Annotated in this window: 19 protein-coding genes; 5 read left to right on the forward strand and 14 right to left on the reverse strand. The window is 38.9% G+C overall.

Going from position 1 to position 15321, the window contains the following annotated elements; all coding sequences use genetic code 11:
- Window positions 1-2 precede the first annotated feature (2 nt).
- The 3 genes from MMB68_RS08375 (at window position 3) to MMB68_RS08385 (ending at window position 1524) form a co-directional block, all read left to right on the forward strand.
- The gene (locus MMB68_RS08375) at window positions 3-467 is read left to right on the forward strand and encodes a FixH family protein (protein WP_277548541.1); all 465 of its coding nucleotides are present in this window, start codon (window positions 3-5) and stop codon (window positions 465-467) included.
- Between the two features lie 140 nt (window positions 468-607).
- Complete coding sequence (locus MMB68_RS08380) at window positions 608-1030, forward strand: NucA/NucB deoxyribonuclease domain-containing protein (protein WP_013057949.1); 423 nt, start codon at window positions 608-610, stop codon at window positions 1028-1030.
- Between the two features lie 140 nt (window positions 1031-1170).
- Window positions 1171-1524, forward strand: a complete 354-nt coding sequence (locus tag MMB68_RS08385) for a DUF1516 family protein (protein ID WP_223272376.1) — start codon at window positions 1171-1173, stop codon at window positions 1522-1524.
- Window positions 1525-1564: 40 nt separating this feature from the next.
- Here MMB68_RS08385 and MMB68_RS08390 read toward each other — a convergent pair whose 3' ends face one another.
- From MMB68_RS08390 to MMB68_RS08400, 3 genes are all read right to left on the reverse strand, one after another.
- On the reverse strand, window positions 1565-2158 hold the full coding sequence (locus MMB68_RS08390; RefSeq protein ID WP_013057951.1) for a hypothetical protein: 594 nt from the start codon (window positions 2156-2158) through the stop codon (window positions 1565-1567).
- A 153-nt stretch (window positions 2159-2311) separates the two neighbouring features.
- Window positions 2312-2968 carry a TetR/AcrR family transcriptional regulator gene (locus MMB68_RS08395; RefSeq protein WP_269871160.1) on the reverse strand — a complete coding sequence of 219 codons (657 nt, stop codon included), beginning with the start codon at window positions 2966-2968 and terminating at the stop codon, window positions 2312-2314.
- A gap of 23 nt (window positions 2969-2991) precedes the next feature.
- Window positions 2992-4269 (reverse strand): glycosyltransferase, encoded by a 1278-nt coding sequence (locus MMB68_RS08400; protein WP_269871161.1) that lies wholly within the window; start codon window positions 4267-4269, stop codon window positions 2992-2994.
- A gap of 298 nt (window positions 4270-4567) precedes the next feature.
- On the opposite strand from MMB68_RS08400, the gene MMB68_RS08405 reads away from it, so the two are divergent.
- On the forward strand, window positions 4568-5113 hold the full coding sequence (locus tag MMB68_RS08405; RefSeq protein WP_269871162.1) for a GNAT family N-acetyltransferase: 546 nt from the start codon (window positions 4568-4570) through the stop codon (window positions 5111-5113).
- A 287-nt stretch (window positions 5114-5400) separates the two neighbouring features.
- On the opposite strand, the gene MMB68_RS08410 is transcribed toward MMB68_RS08405, so the two are convergent.
- The 4 genes from MMB68_RS08410 to MMB68_RS08425 all read right to left on the reverse strand — a co-directional run bounded on the left by MMB68_RS08410 (window position 5401) and on the right by MMB68_RS08425 (window position 9199).
- Window positions 5401-5757, reverse strand: coding sequence for a hypothetical protein (locus MMB68_RS08410; RefSeq protein WP_269871163.1), 357 nt, complete (start codon window positions 5755-5757; stop codon window positions 5401-5403).
- A 274-nt stretch (window positions 5758-6031) separates the two neighbouring features.
- The gene (locus tag MMB68_RS08415; protein WP_269871164.1) at window positions 6032-7705 is read right to left on the reverse strand and encodes an IS200/IS605 family accessory protein TnpB-related protein; all 1674 of its coding nucleotides are present in this window, start codon (window positions 7703-7705) and stop codon (window positions 6032-6034) included.
- A gap of 381 nt (window positions 7706-8086) precedes the next feature.
- A complete protein-coding gene (locus MMB68_RS08420) occupies window positions 8087-8446 on the reverse strand; it encodes a hypothetical protein (protein ID WP_277447564.1) in 360 nt (119 codons plus the stop codon).
- A 168-nt stretch (window positions 8447-8614) separates the two neighbouring features.
- Window positions 8615-9199 carry a GNAT family N-acetyltransferase gene (locus MMB68_RS08425; protein WP_277548544.1) on the reverse strand — a complete coding sequence of 195 codons (585 nt, stop codon included), beginning with the start codon at window positions 9197-9199 and terminating at the stop codon, window positions 8615-8617.
- Window positions 9200-9315: 116 nt separating this feature from the next.
- Here MMB68_RS08425 and MMB68_RS08430 point away from each other — a divergent pair, with 116 nt between their 5' ends.
- Entirely contained in the window at window positions 9316-9633 is a 318-nt protein-coding gene (locus MMB68_RS08430; RefSeq protein ID WP_277548545.1) for a hypothetical protein, read from the forward strand.
- Window positions 9634-9699: 66 nt separating this feature from the next.
- Here MMB68_RS08430 and MMB68_RS08435 read toward each other — a convergent pair whose 3' ends face one another.
- The 7 genes from MMB68_RS08435 to MMB68_RS08465 all read right to left on the reverse strand — a co-directional run bounded on the left by MMB68_RS08435 (window position 9700) and on the right by MMB68_RS08465 (window position 15256).
- Entirely contained in the window at window positions 9700-10089 is a 390-nt protein-coding gene (locus MMB68_RS08435; RefSeq protein WP_277447561.1) for a VOC family protein, read from the reverse strand.
- Between the two features lie 5 nt (window positions 10090-10094).
- Entirely contained in the window at window positions 10095-10655 is a 561-nt protein-coding gene (locus MMB68_RS08440; RefSeq protein WP_277447560.1) for a shikimate kinase, read from the reverse strand.
- Between the two features lie 11 nt (window positions 10656-10666).
- Window positions 10667-11122, reverse strand: coding sequence for a hypothetical protein (locus tag MMB68_RS08445; protein ID WP_277447559.1), 456 nt, complete (start codon window positions 11120-11122; stop codon window positions 10667-10669).
- A 227-nt stretch (window positions 11123-11349) separates the two neighbouring features.
- Window positions 11350-12045 (reverse strand): ABC transporter ATP-binding protein, encoded by a 696-nt coding sequence (locus MMB68_RS08450; RefSeq protein ID WP_277447558.1) that lies wholly within the window; start codon window positions 12043-12045, stop codon window positions 11350-11352.
- Window positions 12045-13130, reverse strand: a complete 1086-nt coding sequence (locus MMB68_RS08455) for an ABC transporter permease (RefSeq protein WP_277447557.1) — start codon at window positions 13128-13130, stop codon at window positions 12045-12047. The genes MMB68_RS08450 and MMB68_RS08455 overlap by 1 nt, the downstream gene beginning before the upstream one ends.
- Window positions 13131-13202: 72 nt before the next feature.
- Window positions 13203-14585 (reverse strand): sensor histidine kinase, encoded by a 1383-nt coding sequence (locus MMB68_RS08460; protein ID WP_277447556.1) that lies wholly within the window; start codon window positions 14583-14585, stop codon window positions 13203-13205.
- Window positions 14582-15256, reverse strand: coding sequence for a response regulator transcription factor (locus MMB68_RS08465; RefSeq protein ID WP_028414515.1), 675 nt, complete (start codon window positions 15254-15256; stop codon window positions 14582-14584). The genes MMB68_RS08460 and MMB68_RS08465 overlap by 4 nt, the downstream gene beginning before the upstream one ends.
- Window positions 15257-15321: the final 65 nt, after the last annotated feature.

Here is a 15321-nt window from a genome sequence, read left to right on the forward strand (position 1 = left end):
CAATGAACAAATGGAAAATACCCGGATTGGTCATACTCAGTACGATTTTACTTTCCGCGTGCTCTGTAAACAGTAACGCAGACAAGCTCTACAAGCAGCCAAAGCCTCTGTCTGCGCATGTGATGATTCCTGAAAATATAGAGCCACAGAGCACACAGGTGTTAGAAGTGCACGTAATGCAAGAAAATAAAACGGTGGATGATGCCAAAATCGTTCAGTTTAAAGTGTGGAAAAAAGATGCTCCCGGTAAAGTCGAAACAGCAAAGGCACATTATGACGGCAGTATGTATAAAGCAAAAGCAACCTTTAATGAGGATGGTATTTACTATATTAAAACGGATATTAACGCGCGCGGTGAGCACATCCTTCCTACTCAGCAAGTCGCAGTAGGCAAATTATCGAAAGAAGAGTTACGTTCACTGCAGCCAGCTGAAAACGCAACCCACCATCACCACTCTCATCATTAGGCATAAGCTCACGTTCAGCAGCTGTAAGTGAGCTTATGTTTTTCTTATGAATTCTAGCTAGTTCCATTATATGTTTTTACATTTTTTTCTTATTACTTTAAAATAAAAGTGATAAACGTTTTATAAAGGAGTTTTACAGATTGAAAAAAATTGTTTCTGGTATTTTAATTTTAGTATTAGCCGTTATTGTTATGATTGAAGGAAATCCGTTAGAGCAGAACTCTTCAACGAATACCTCCTACGATGAAGTAATTACCTTCCCTGCTGATCGTTACCCTGAAACTGCAGCGCACATTCAACATGCAATTGATAAAGGAAAATCGGCTGTTTGTACAATCGACCGAGACGGAGCTGAGGAAAACCGCCGTGAGTCTTTAAAAGGCATTCCGACTAAAAGCGGCTATGACCGAGATGAGTTTCCGATGGCCTTTTGTGAAGAAGGCGGAAGCGGTGCAGATATTGAATATGTAAAGCCTTCAGACAACCGAGGCGCCGGTTCTTGGATTTCACATCAAGTAGATGAGTTTCCAGACGGTACGAAGGTTTTAATTGAAGTGAAGTAAAAAGAATGGTCGTGATGACCTTTCTTTTTTTATATTAAAAGTCTGCAAAAAATGAAAAATTGCTCTTGCCTAAAGATACTCTTCACTTTTAAAATAAAAACGTGTGTGTTACATATATGCATCATTGTTTTATAGGAGGAATGAGTTTCTTGGACAATCTATGGCAGCAGCTACTCCCTGCCTCATGGCAATTAACTTTATTTATTTTCTTTTTTGTCTATATCTTGCGCTACAAACAAGAGAATAAATTCAGCATGCAGCTTCACGTGCTGCTTAAGTTTCTTTATGCCGTTATTTTGATTTTAAATGCGGTGTTGTTTTTAGTGGAAAGTCAGCGCGATTTTCTTTTTTATGCAACGCTTTTCATGAGTATCCTGACAATTATTTTGATGGAGTTCACGCTTTCTGCAAAAAAACAGAACGAGCTTGATTTTATTTCAGCCGTTTCTTGCTGTGTTCTTCCGATTTTTATTTCTTTACTTGAACTTAGTTAATGAACCAAAGGCCTCTGGTGATTCAGAGGCCTTTTTGATGTTATTGATCTTTGTTGTTACGGTCCATCATATCTTTTGGATCTTCTACAATATCTTCTGGGTCACGGTTGTTATCTTTTTCATCATCTCGATACATCTTGTCATTTTTATCTACGCCAGGCACGTTATTGTTGTTGTTCATATTGTCTAAGCCCGTGTTTACAAACGCTACGTATACTTTGTCGATTTTACTATCTGCTTCTCTCACACGATCCGCAATTTTTTGTTCAAAATCAGTTGAAACTTCATGGTAAGTATCGCCGTTATACGTTACGTTGTTGACCTTGCCCTTATCATTGTTGTCCGCTGCGTCATTTCCAGCTAGATCTACCGTTACATAGGCATTATTATTATCGCGAAGCACATATGCATCATCGACTTCCTTCATATCTTCTACATTTTGCGCTGCTTCAACTGACTTGGTCGGCTGATCTGTGTTATCCATTGGGATATTGTTATCAACCCCGTCGTTTGTAGAAGTGTTGCGTAAGTCATTTTGAGTATTGTCCATTGCGTTATTGTCCTTATTTCCTCCGCACGCAGCTAGGCCTGAAAGGAAAAGAACCGAAGAAGCAATGATAAGCCCTTTTTTCATTTTTTCCATCTCCTTAAATATAGTTTGCAGTCGTATTATGCTTAATTTTTGCAAAACTATTCAAAGCGAGACGGAGAAGTGACACACCATTTTTCTAAACATACCTAACACTGCTGGCAATACTAAGAGGAATTTTTAAGGTTGCAACTGTATTTATTCTCCTAACAGCTTTCGGACGGCTATTGACAGCGTGTTTATATGACGCTCTACGTTTGTCTCCTCTGCAGCTTGTTTCTGTCCATCTACGTTGTAGACCAGCGCTGGATTTTGCGTAATTCCGTTGATTGTCGTAGCCATAAAAGCTAGCAGATCAGCTGTTGGTACAGCCGGAGAGAAATTTTTCACTTCGATTTGTTCGGCGATAAAGTCATGAAGCTTTTTTTGAATATATTTAAGGTTAGATACTTCAACTAGCTGATCTTCAATTTTCATAAAACGCTGAGGGTCTTTTGAATACAACGCTACTAGTTCAAAGTAAATTTCTCCTCCTGCTGTCATTGATTCTTGGATATGCTCTCCAATATACATAATAAAATCATGCAGCATTTCAAAGGGATCTTTATTGGTCTGAAGCAGGGCTTCAATTTTATCTTTTACTTTATGGCTGACACTTTCTTGATTAAGAAGTCCGACAAATACTTCATCAAGGTTTGAAAAATATTTGTATACGCCTCCTTGACTCATTCCAGATTCCAGAACGATATCTCGCATGGCTACATCATGCACCGGTTTGCTCTTGCATACTCTTTTGGCGGCTTCTAAAATCTCTTGCTTCTTTTTTTCAGCGTATCCTTCCCTTACTTTTGGCATTTTTTTCACGCTCTCTTACTTTTTTATTTATTCCTGAATCTCTCGAGTGTATTAATAATTACCTGAGCTGCTTTTTCGGCTCCTTTTTCAGCTCGGATTTGTTTTCCGATTTCTTGTGCTTTGGATTGAATTTCATTAACTTGCGTATAGGAAATAGCTGCGGATAATTTTTCAGCCGTCAATTCTTTTCTCGGAATGGCTTTTGCTCCAGCTCCAAGCTCGTGAATTTTTCTTCCCCAAGCGAATTGGTCATTTCCATAAGGAATAATAACACTTGGAACGCCAGCTCGAAGGCCTTCGGCTGTTGTTCCTGCTCCTCCGTGATGAACAACGGCAGACATTTTAGGAAACAGCCACTCATGAGGAATATCTTTTACAAAGAAAATGTCTTCTGCTATCCCCTCCGTGTGATTCATTCCACTTCCTCCTGTATTGATGATACCTCGTTTCCCGGAGAGTTTTAAAGCTTTAATCACTAAAGCAGTCGTTTCGTCTGCGTTTTTTTTATCACCAACACTTCCAAATCCAATATAAACTGGCGGTTCTCCAGCCTTTAAAAATCTTTCCAGCCTCTCTTCCGGCTCATAGCTATGGTCACTGTCCATAAACCAATTTCCGTAGGAATGAACGTGTTGAGGCCAATCTTTAGATACGGAAAATACGGCGGGACTTGATGAAACAATGGTTGGGTTAGCTGCTGTACGCTGCTTTGGGTACGGACATGAAAAATCGTTAGGTCCTTCTCCATGCTGCTGAACCCAATATTTTTTTAAAGGACCACTTACTACCTTCCAAAATCCCCATTCAAAAATACGGTGCGTCAGCTTGTTATATGTTTTTCCAAACCGTGGTCGATCATAAAAGATCAACGCTGGATAATCTTTTGTTGGTGTCATTGGAAAAGGGCTCGCTAGAATGCTTGGTATATTCATCTCTTTAGCAGCAAAATAACCAATTGCTGCGCCTGGATGATATACAATTGCATCGGCTCCTTTACATGCTTTATGCAAATCTTCTTGTATATTAACCATCATACCCATCATCTTTTCATTTTTTAAGCTTGAAAAGAATTTGAGAGGATTGTCTGCATTAATCGCATCGTCTGCTGCTCCGCTCTCTATAATTTTAGAAACATCACCTCGAAGCATGGCATATTCGAATCCATACGACTCTATGAAATTTTGATAAGCTTCTGAAGCCGCAATTCGTACACGGTATCCTTTCTTTTTCAACTCTAATCCTAAAGCCATAAAAGGCTGGGTATCTCCTCGAGTTCCTGTTGTTAACATCGTAATAAGCATGATTTCAGCCCCCTTATATTAAAACGACAATGTTGTCGTTTTAATATAATGTACCTTTCTTGAATTAATTCGTCAATAAAAAACGACAATAATGTCGTTTTTATTGCTATCCTTTATTTTCCTAAGGCTCTTTTCGTAAAGATTGTTGCTTTTAATTATAACAAGGAAAAATTTACTTTTTATAGTAGTGTATAAAGAGAGGTTCATTCAGCAAACGGACAGTAATGTTGAATAAGATAGGGTTTACTTATCCTTGAATAAAATTTTTTCAAAACATCATAAAAGGAAGTGTGTAATATTGGGCAGTGAAAGTAAACTCACTATTTCTCCATTAAATAATGACTTAATAGAGGATATCAATATGACAAATGATTATTTTAAGCTATATGGTAGAGTTGTCCCCAGTTTACAATCAGGAAAGTGGTCTTATAAAGAAGTTCTTTTTGATGAAGCTAGAGAAACACGTTTTCCAGATGACAAACTTGATTGGAGCCGATATATAAACCGAGAGGATAAATCTTTGTTTTTAGCTTATATGAATACTACTTGCATAGGACAGATTAGAATAAGTAAGGATTGGAATCGCTTCTGTTATATTGAAAACATTGCTACTAAAAAAGATTATAGAGGCAGCGGCGTCGGAAAGTTGCTCTTAAATAAAGCAGAAGAGTGGGCAAAACAAAGAAAACTTATAGGAATGTCCTTGGAAGCACAAGATGATAATCTTGGTGCATGCAGATTTTATGTGAAACAAGGATTCATACTAGGTGGAGTTGACACACTAAAGCAGTCATATAATCCTACTATTGAAACCACTTTATACTGGTATAAGTTATTCAAGTAATAGAGGCTTTAGCGGAATAAGTAATAAAGTCGTGTCAATATAGGAATTTTAAAAGGTCAAGCTCGTCTTTAGTGAAGTCCGAAGACCTAGCATAGATGTTTTTAATCATTGAGCAACCGCCTCCTGAAAGAGTATCTTATCACCTCTTATCAGGAAATAATCTATGCGAAAAGAGCTTTCCCTACAGATAAGCCCGCTCTTTATAAAGAATGAAAAAAAGATGCTTCGCGTGTTAAACGAAGCATCTTTTTCTATTGCAGCTATGAATGTCTACCTACTTTTTTAAGTTAAACTGATCGTGAGGCAGCTAATTTCTCAATCGGGGCTTGTTCAATGTCTGCTGCTGATATATTCAGCAATTTTTCTAAAACAGCCGTTATGCCCTTATTTGTTTCATTACTTTTTTTGCAGTCATTAATATGCTGGTTTAATTGTTTTTTATAAGCCTCGGTATGAATGAGCCACTGACTTAAAAGCGCTTTTGTCGCCTTTCTTTCATCTTCGCTTTTAGCTCCAAATAAGCTCTCCATATCAGGTTCTTGAATAATTAGCTTACTAAAATCTTCGCTTACTGCAAGCCAAAAATAGTGCTTTTCGTATTCGTAATACCTGTGTTCTTTTATTGAACTACCCCCACTTAGCAAGCTTGAAGTGGGGGATTCCTAAAATCTCCAAAGACTTAGGAACCCTTCCTGTTCAACGCGGGCGGTTAGCCATACAAATTACAGAAGTGTCCGTTCAGGACAACCACGCATACAGCTCTTTCTATGTAAGCAAGTGCTTGTAGCGGGTACACCAACCTTCATTTGTATGGAATCGTTTGAACATCCTTGTAATGCACCCAAATCCTAGAAAATCGCTATCTGCTCCGGTAGCGTTAGTAAGTATTTGGTACAAGAAGTTCAAGGTATATATTACTTATGCAAAAGCTTTCTTTAAATGTTTACTTTCTTTTTCTGTTAATTCTTTATGTGTAAGATTGATGTTACCAGATGGTTTATTTACATCGAACAGTTGATAGAACATTTCCGTTCGCACATGTAACTTTTTATTTAGTGCCCACCACTGTTTCCAGTAGGGTAATGGATGACGTACAATATGATGACGAAGCACCTGTGGTGCTTTTTCTTTGTAGCCAAGACCTTTTCGCCCAATTGTATAACTGGCTGCTTGATGAATAGAGATACCAAATTTACGCATATATTTAAGTTTTCCCGTAATCGATGTGTACGCTGGATTCACTACCAGTACAGCTACCCCCATCTTTTGAGCACGACTTTTAATGGCTTGCGCCATTTTACGATAAGCAAACACACTTTTTAAACGGTTTGCCTTTTTGTTTCCATAGGCATCTCCAGTCTTAGAGAGTGTCGTGTCAATGTCTTCCATTATAATTAGCTTGTTCTTTTGAATAGCCACATCTACCAAAGCTATTGCTTTTGCTTCTAAAATTTTAGTTGATTGACCGTTTGTTTTTTTATTTAGCGTAAACGAGAATGTCCCACTTTCTAAAAAGTTGCCGTCCTTTGAAACATCTGTCCACGCAAAGTGGTCCGCGTTGCAATCTACACCAATGACGCCATCAGACGTGGAGAAGTTCACTAGTACTTCTTCTTCGACATCAAGTAAACATTTAATAATATAATAGTCGCCGTGATTTTCAACAGACCAAGAAATAGGCTTACCGTTCGCTTTTTTGTCCTTGCACTTCCGTTGACGAAGAACGGTTTGATTAACCTGTTCTTGCCCATAAGGGAAAACGACATTTGAAAACGTCACAACTTTTCCCGAAAGAGAAGTCATACGTAAGTCGTGTGTATCCGGCTGATAGGTAAAGACAAAATTGCCAGCTGCGGCATCTTTACGTCCCGAAATCAATACTTGTTTGTTTCGTGCAGCTAAAAAGAGTTCTTTCCAAGACTGATGATCTTGTACAAACTCTTTTTTCGTAAATTGGTGCTTAAACAACTTTTTCGAGCCAAAGACCACGCTAGAAATATGAGTGGCCAACTTCTCTTTTTTTTCTTCTAGACGAAAAAGGCGGTGTTCTAAACGCCCAATCTTTGCTTTTAGTTGTTTAATTTTGCGATCCAGATATTGATGCTCAAATAAGTAGGTATTCATCCAAATGAGAGAACAACTCTTACATTCTAGTGAAATAAGTCCACTAGAATGTAAAGCGTAGTTTGTATTTTTAGGAAACCGTAGGTTTCCTTCGACACAACTATCTTTTATCTTACGAAGAGTGGTCAAAAAGGAACGTTCTTTTTTTAGTTTGTTCTTTATCTTTTTAATCTTTTCGTCTGTTTGCTTGATATACAGCTTATTTAGTTCGGTTTGAGCTTTTAGGAGAGCTTGAGATTCGCGTACAATGCTGTTTGCGATGTAATCATTGACGCCAAACTTTCTCTTCACGACTAAGTGAATACTTTCCTTATGTAGTTCGCGTCCCCACCGTTTTTGACGAATGAGTGTTTGAAACGCAAAACGCTTGGCGCAATTAAATACCTTGCTTAACGTTACCATTTCATCTACTGTAAGGACGTTTATATCCTCTTTCCAAATACGCTTTGAAAAATACGCTTTCTTCATTTGTCTCCCCTCCCGAACTTACGTTCTATTATTTAGTTAATAGTTTATAACAAGATAGGGAAACATTTCAAACTCAAAGTCAAAAAATATTAAACAAGACCGCTTCATCCCCCACCTACTCGCTGGGCTACGCCTATTCCGCTCCTTGAGGTGGGGGTCTTCTCGGCTAAAATGATAAATTTGATAGAATTGTATGAAAGTAAAAACACACACAATATTTACATATGTGTCAGGTGAAAAATATCAAAAGGTGGAAGTACTATGAAAGCTCAACTAATGAAAATGTTTGAAGATCTATCTGCTTTTCGCATAAAAAAATCGCAAAACACTTTAAAAGCGAAAGGAAGTTTGACCTCTTTCTTTTAAGCTGCACATACGCCTTTAATGCGTAGCTACAGCAAGAAGTGTAAGCATCATATAGAGGTTAAAGACAGCCAATAAAACAAGCACAGTATAAACTAATTTTTTACCTGTTTTTCCTAAAAAGTAGACGTTTACTAAACTAAAATACACGCTTGCTGCGCATAAAACGAACGCAAGAAATTCCTCGCAGTCATTGGGCTTCATTTGAAAAGCTGGATTATAGTAAATTTGAAGATCGTTACTAACAGCGAACGGAACAGTCCACCACCTGATTAAAACCCCTATAAACATAAATATTCCAATTACATTTAGTGTAAACTGCAGCGTTCTCTCCTTTTTCACGCTTCTTTTTGTAGATTCTTTAAAGTTTGCCCGCATGCATTTCCCCCCTGATGTTTTTAACACAGTAACTGATTTGAGCAGACCTATATAGACGTTCCTTCTTTTAATTTTATACACGCTAGGTCTTACAGATGACATGATTGACATAGGAAAAGCTTCTTCCATTCATAAAGGAAGAAGCCTTAAATAATGAGACTATATTGATCAATGCTTTAGTTCACCTCTGTATTTTTTTCTATTACAGCTCTTACTACGATGACTTTCCCATTCCCTTCGCAGAATGCCCATTTTAATGCTGTCAAAATAGTTACCGTTTACGATACGTGCTTCTTCTTTTATGCCTATTTTTACAGCTGTTTTCATCATTCTGATATTGCCTGACCATGTGGACATACCAAGCCTGTGTAACGGTGTAGACTCAAATAAAAAATCAATCCACATGCGGTAAGCTTCCGTTCCATATCCTCCGCTCCAATAGTCTGAGTCGTAAATAACAATTCCGGTTTCCAGCCAGTTTGTATGCTTGTCCACCCAGTAACAGCTTACGGTGCCCACTGCTTTTTCATCAATGATGACCGCGAGGAGTCGAGGAACACCTGGAAAAAGTTCATACTCTTTGTCCCATGAGTTCATATATTCTTCTCTTGTCAGTCTTCCTTCTGATATATACGGAGCATTCCACTTTTTTGCTTCTTGGTTTTTTTCTTCGTATTTCCAGTAATAAAGTTCATTAACATCTTCCTGTGTCGCTTCTCTTAGCAACGTTTTTTCTCCTATTAGTTTTATCATGAGAGGCATCACTCCTTGATTTATAAAACAGCTCATTACGTTCTGTAGAAATAAAACGAATATGAATACACGTGTGTACAAGCACACCTTTGCATAACGAATAAAATATAGTAGTTATGATGAAAGGACTGAATCCTATAAAAAAATATTATTGCTACTACAATTCAGCAGATGGAAAATATTATGTAGAAAGCGATTATTCTTCTAAAAAGCGTTCTCGCAAGAAAAAACCATGCTGTGTAACCATTAATTATTATACAAATATTGCATATGAAGGCGGACAAATTGCTATAAACGGCGGGCAAAATGCGTCTCAAGGTGGACAAATTGCCAAAAACGACGGGCAAAATGCCAATCAAGAAGGACAAATAGCAGGAAAGTACGGGCGAAATAAACTGGTTGAATTTAATTTCACTAATGACAATGACGTGTAACTCATCCTGTTTTACATGTAAAACACCGAGAAAAATATATGTGCTCCCGGTGTTTTTCTGTTTCCTCTATTTATTATTCGCGTTTTCCATAACTGCAAAGTAGTTATCTTCACTGTCTGAAAAATTAAAGACTCGTCCTGAAGGCATAGATACGATTTCTCCCACTGTTACGCCTTTAGCTGTTAAATCTCTGTATAATTCATCCACATTCTCTGTAAAAAACATCAGTGAAGGAGTCCCGACATTTAATTCTGGCTGCATTTTTGCTATTAGCTGTTTGTTATGAAGGATAATGGTTGTTTCAGCATTCGCTGCCGGTGCTAGCTCAATCCACTTCATACCTTGTTCATTCTCTTGTTGGGAAATTACTTGAAATCCCATTTTATCTGTCCAAAACTTTACTGCTTGATCTTGATCGTTTACATACACCATAATTTGACCGACTTTTGTAATCATTGCTTTCACTCCTTTGATATAGATGAAATAATTTCTTTTGCTACTGTATCTGCCGACTTTTCCCTTGTGTAGATCGTTTGCTTTGCTAACTTTTGATTTGACGGATGCGTTACAAAATGTTTGTTAAGCTCAAAAACATCTTTATCATCTGTTATTTGATGCAGCCTTTGATGTAATATCTGTATGGACTCTTCTTTATCAACACTCGGAAGCAGTAAAAATAGAGACTGGTAAGGTTTTAACGTCTTTTCTACTTGTTGAAACAGCTTTATGTCTTCATACACCGAGTGACCGGCGCCAAAATCAATGACCGCATGCTTGTGCTCTTCTAGTATTCTTTTAACAGCATAGGCTTCAAACGGTTTCCAATAGGCGTACATGCCTTGAAATCCTTGTTTTTCTCGAATTTGTTGCTGTGTTTCTTTGCTGAATCCTATTTCCCGGTAGTAGGAAAATCGCACTTCATCCATTGAGCACTGAGGAATATTTAGTTTGGTTGCCACTTTTTCACCGACCGTCGTTTTTCCAGCGCACATAGGTCCAATGAGAATAATAGGGGTTTGCATATGCTCTCTCCTTATTTCACTTTCAATACAAACGCGTACGATGCATCTCCATTAGATACATTTTGTTGACTTTCATCCATCCACCACACTGAATATGAGTAGTAGTACGTGCCTGATTCAGAAGGTGCTTTCAGCTTATTTTTCTTCAGTGGTATTTCCACTTCATGGCTGTTTTGTATTTGTGCCATATGCTTTTCGTTGGGCTGCCGCTTATACTTGATAACAAGCGATAGCGATTCATTTGCTTTTACTTTAATCGGCTGTTCTGTTTTTAACAATTCTAAAGGGCCTGCTTTATCCACACACGTGCTTTCCCAGCAGTAAGTGCCAACTTTTGTTTCATAAAGATGGTTGCTTGCTTCGAGATACGCTTTTGGCGGGGATTCTTCAAGAAATCCACTGCTTGAACATCCTGTAAAGCTTGCCATGATAAGTCCACCTGCAGCTGTCTTCCATTTCTTCATCATTTCATCACCCTTTTACTATTTCTTCATTGTTCTGTTATCTCCTGTTTCTTACTTTCTAAATAGCATTGCTTTATTTTCAATACACGCTTTTTGATAAAATGGAATATGAATACCTAACTGATTTACTAATAAAGGAGTGAACGTATGGAGGCGCCAAACCGAGACGACAAATATGCACATGATGAAGAATGCAAAAAAGTGCTGCTCTTGTCAAGAGCAGCACTTTTTTAGACTTGCACGCTATTTGATTCTACTAATTTCCCATCTTCCATCCACACAACGCGATCGCATAAATCCAGCATTCTTTGATCATGCGTAACCATTACAGCTGATTTGCCCCTCAGCTTCACTTCATCTGCGAGCATTTGCACAACTGCTCTTCCTCGTTCTGAATCCAAGCTTGCCGTCGGTTCATCTGCAAAGATAATTTCAGGGTTATTCATCCACGCTCTTGCAATCGCTACCCGCTGGCGCTCTCCGCCGGATAGACTTTCAGGATAGTGATGTTTTCGATGGGCAAGCCCGAGCTTTTCAAGCAACTCATCCGCTCTTTGTTTTGCTTCTTTGTTTCGGTTTCCTTCTAGTTCCGTGACAAGAAGCAGCTGATCGCGAACCGTTAAATACGGGATTAAATTAGCTGATTGAAAGATAAAGCCAATTTTTTTAAGACGAATGCTGTTCATTTGCGCTGAAGACATGTTATTAATCTCGTCTCCGTCAATAATCACGCGTCCACTAGACGGTGAAAGCAGCGCGCCAGCAATGGATAAAAAGGTACTTTTCCCAGAACCAGAAGGACCGACAATCGCCACAAGCTCTCCGGCTTTTACACGCAGCGATAGATCATTTAACACGTCTACAGCGTTTTCTCCGTCTCCAAACGACTTGCTAACACTCTCTAAAACTAATTTTTCTTCACTCATTAAACAGCCCTCCCAATCGCTTCAACCGCATCTACTTTTGCTACGCGATACAGCGATAATAATGAACTCAGTACAGAAACAGCTACAAACAGCGCTGAACACCCTGCGATTAGCGATACGTCTAAGTGAAACGGCATCGAATCCGGCAATACGGCTGCTACTCCGTATGTCAGTCCAATACTAATAGCAAGACTGCATAAAGTTAACACAACTACTTGAGATAAAATCGTTCGCGCTAAATAGCTTGTTTTTGCTCCTATCGCTTTTAACACGCCAAACTGATTCATTTTTTGAAGCGTCATCACGTAGAAGAAAACGGCTAGCACAAAAGCGCCAATGATAAACAAAAATGCGACCATCATTAAAAGCGAGCCTTGTTCTTCTTGATAACCTGGAATTCCTTTTAACGCTTCATCTTTACTAATCACATCAATGTCAGAATCCTTTTTTTGAAGAGCATGTGCTTTTTTATCGTTCATGTTTAACACCACTGCATTAAACGCACCTGTGTTTTCAATTGTTTTCCACTCTTTAAGATTAATATGAATAACAGGCGCGTGACTAAACGACTGATTTTTTGTAAAACCAACAATTCTAAAGCTTTTTCCTGAAGCCGTATCTTTTATCGTATCACCTAGCTTTACTCCTTCTTCTTTTAGCGAAGAGTCCGCCACGGCTTCATGTTTCGCATCGTCCGTAATCATCTTCCCTTCTGTTACGTTCGGAGCTAAAAAGCCGCTTGTGCTTATGGCAAAAAACGAGGCGTCTATTTTTTTCGCTTTTCCATCATTTATAACGGCTGTCATCATCACACCAAGCGGCTCAGCTTTTTTCTTTCCGCTTAGTTGTTGAATATCTTCTGTTTTATTTATGGATAAAACAGAGCGCGTCAGGCGCTGATCCGCTTCTTTTTGAAGCACAACGTAATTTCCTTTCATTTCTTGAACAGCTGAAGCATTGTCAGAGGAAAGCCCCTTTGCTAAGCCCGATACAAAAAGTACAAGCCATACAATTAACACCATAATCACGCCAATGAGTAAGTAGCGCAGCTTCGCATGTTTTAATTCACGTAAAGCCAAAAACATCTTTCTTTCATCTCCTTTTTTCATTCTATTTAAAGTATAAAAACAGAAAATGAATGGAAGATGAACGGCTCATTACATTTTCGGAAGATAGACGTGAAAAGTGCTGCCTTTTCCTTTTTCGCTTTCAACGTGAATGGAACCTCCGTGCATTTCGACAATTTGTTTTACAATCGCTAAACCAAGACCGCTGCTTCCTTCCGTCCGACTTCTTGCTTTATCTTCTTTGTAAAAACGATTGAAAATATGCGGGAGGCTTTCTTTTGACATGCCGATTCCCGTATCTTGAAATTCTACGTGGCAATACGTGTCTTCCATACGAACGCGAAGAGACAGCGTCCCTCCTTCTTCTGTGAACTTTACGCTGTTTGTAATAAGGTTTGTCCACACTTGATGAAGCAGTTTTTGATCGCCTGAAATCATCGTGGAAGGAAGATCCATTTCAATGGCTAATTCTTTTTCACGCCAGCTCCACTCCGTCATAAACAGCACTTGCTTGATTTGAGCTGCAACGTCAAACGTCCTTTTGTCGATATGCTCACTTTCTTTATCAAGTGAAGCAAGCGTAAGCAGCTGTTTGCTGAGGGACGACATGCGCCGGCTTTCTTCTTCAATAATAGACAGATACTCATTTCTTTGTTCATCAGAAAGATGGGCGGAACGGAGCGTTTTTGAAAATCCTTGAATGGACGCCAGCGGAGACTGAATTTCATGTGACACGTTCGATACAAATTCCTGGCGCATCTCTTCAAGCTGCTCTAAACTTTTAGCCATTTCGGAAAAATGTGAAGCAAGCGCGCCGATTTCGTCTCGGCGCTTTACGTACAGCTCAACGTTGTATTTTCCTTTCGCCACTTGCTTTGTTGCTTCCGTTAGCTTGACGATTGGTTTTACTAAATAACGCGTGCTAATAAGTACAAACAAAATACTTAATACAATCATCAGCAGTAAAATGACCGAGAAAAAAATGCGCATTTCCCCGAACTGCAGCTGAATATCAGGGCGAATAAACAGCGCTTGCTGCTTGTTACCCTCTCCTTTTAACGGCACGCCGATGGTATTAGCTAACACATTATCAAAAAACCCCGTCACAAACACCTGTGAAGGAAAGTTTGCAATTCCGTGATACATTTTGCCTTCTAACACTTGTTTGACAGCACTCTTTTCTAAGCGCTGGTTTCTAAACTCTCGTCCGTAAAACGTCTCATGTCCAGTGCTGTCCACTACATATATTTGATAGCCAAGTTTACTAATATGCTGTAAATAAGACTGTTGATCTACGCCTCTATTGCTTTCGTAAAAGCTCGCAATGTCTTTTGCCATACGCGTAAGCTTTTGATCGTTATAAGGTTTTAAGCTGTACTGATAATAAACGTTCGCCACAATAAACGCGAGGAGACTGCTAAATACCATCACAGCAATCGTTGTCAGGACAATCCGCAAATAGAGCGTCTTCATTTTGCCGTCACCTCAAGCTTATAGCCGACGCCTCGAACCGTCGTAATGACAAAATCATCGGTATGTTCAAACCGCTCGCGCAGCCTTTTTACGTGTACATCGATTGTACGGTTATCTCCGTTAAAATCCGCTCCCCATATCAGATGAATTAATTCTTCTCTTGTGAAAATTCTTCCTGGATAGCTCGCGAGCTGAGCTAATAATTCAAATTCTTTCATTGGAAGAATGAACAGTCGTCCGCTGCAGTGCACTTCATAGCTTTTTCGGTCAATAGAGGTGCTGTTCAGCACAATCATCTTTTCATTTACCACTTCGTACCGGCGAAGCAGGGCTTTGATTCGGAAAATCAATTCTTTTGGTTCAAACGGCTTTGTCACATAGTCATCCGTTCCTGCTAAAAAGCCTTTTTCTTTGTCTTCAAGCTGATCTTTTGCTGTTAATAAAATAATGGGAAAATCATAGTAGCTGCGTATTTCTTCGCAAACTTCATATCCGTCTTTATGAGGCATCATAATATCGACAACGGCTAAATGAATGTGCTGCTTAGCAAGCAGACCCGAAGCTTCTTCCCCGTCTTTTGCTTCATGCACCATATAGCCTTCAAGCTGCAAATAGTGACGAACTAATTGCCGCATATGCTCATCGTCATCCGCCAGTAAAATGTGAATCATTTTTTCTACCACTCCTTTTATGAACCATTTAAAATGGCGGCCTTTTGGCCGCCATCATTTATTCT

Origin of the sequence: Priestia sp. Y58, from assembly GCF_029522095.1 — a bacterium.
In the GTDB taxonomy this organism is placed as follows: Bacteria; Bacillota; Bacilli; order Bacillales; family Bacillaceae_H; genus Priestia; species Priestia megaterium_E.

Coding starts and splice junctions, on each gene's coding strand:
- MMB68_RS08375 (WP_277548541.1), top strand. CDS start 3: ATGAACAAATGGAAAATACCCGGATTGGTCATACTCAGTACGATTTTA.
- MMB68_RS08385 (WP_223272376.1), top strand. CDS start 1,171: ATGAGTTTCTTGGACAATCTATGGCAGCAGCTACTCCCTGCCTCATGG.
- MMB68_RS08390 (WP_013057951.1), bottom strand. CDS start 2,158: ATGAAAAAAGGGCTTATCATTGCTTCTTCGGTTCTTTTCCTTTCAGGC.
- MMB68_RS08395 (WP_269871160.1), bottom strand. CDS start 2,968: ATGCCAAAAGTAAGGGAAGGATACGCTGAAAAAAAGAAGCAAGAGATT.
- MMB68_RS08400 (WP_269871161.1), bottom strand. CDS start 4,269: ATGCTTATTACGATGTTAACAACAGGAACTCGAGGAGATACCCAGCCT.
- MMB68_RS08415 (WP_269871164.1), bottom strand. CDS start 7,705: ATGAAGAAAGCGTATTTTTCAAAGCGTATTTGGAAAGAGGATATAAAC.
- MMB68_RS08420 (WP_277447564.1), bottom strand. CDS start 8,446: ATGCGGGCAAACTTTAAAGAATCTACAAAAAGAAGCGTGAAAAAGGAG.
- MMB68_RS08425 (WP_277548544.1), bottom strand. CDS start 9,199: ATGATAAAACTAATAGGAGAAAAAACGTTGCTAAGAGAAGCGACACAG.
- MMB68_RS08430 (WP_277548545.1), top strand. CDS start 9,316: ATGATGAAAGGACTGAATCCTATAAAAAAATATTATTGCTACTACAAT.
- MMB68_RS08435 (WP_277447561.1), bottom strand. CDS start 10,089: ATGATTACAAAAGTCGGTCAAATTATGGTGTATGTAAACGATCAAGAT.
- MMB68_RS08440 (WP_277447560.1), bottom strand. CDS start 10,655: ATGCAAACCCCTATTATTCTCATTGGACCTATGTGCGCTGGAAAAACG.
- MMB68_RS08445 (WP_277447559.1), bottom strand. CDS start 11,122: ATGATGAAGAAATGGAAGACAGCTGCAGGTGGACTTATCATGGCAAGC.
- MMB68_RS08450 (WP_277447558.1), bottom strand. CDS start 12,045: ATGAGTGAAGAAAAATTAGTTTTAGAGAGTGTTAGCAAGTCGTTTGGA.
- MMB68_RS08455 (WP_277447557.1), bottom strand. CDS start 13,130: ATGTTTTTGGCTTTACGTGAATTAAAACATGCGAAGCTGCGCTACTTA.
- MMB68_RS08460 (WP_277447556.1), bottom strand. CDS start 14,585: ATGAAGACGCTCTATTTGCGGATTGTCCTGACAACGATTGCTGTGATG.
- MMB68_RS08465 (WP_028414515.1), bottom strand. CDS start 15,256: ATGATTCACATTTTACTGGCGGATGACGATGAGCATATGCGGCAATTA.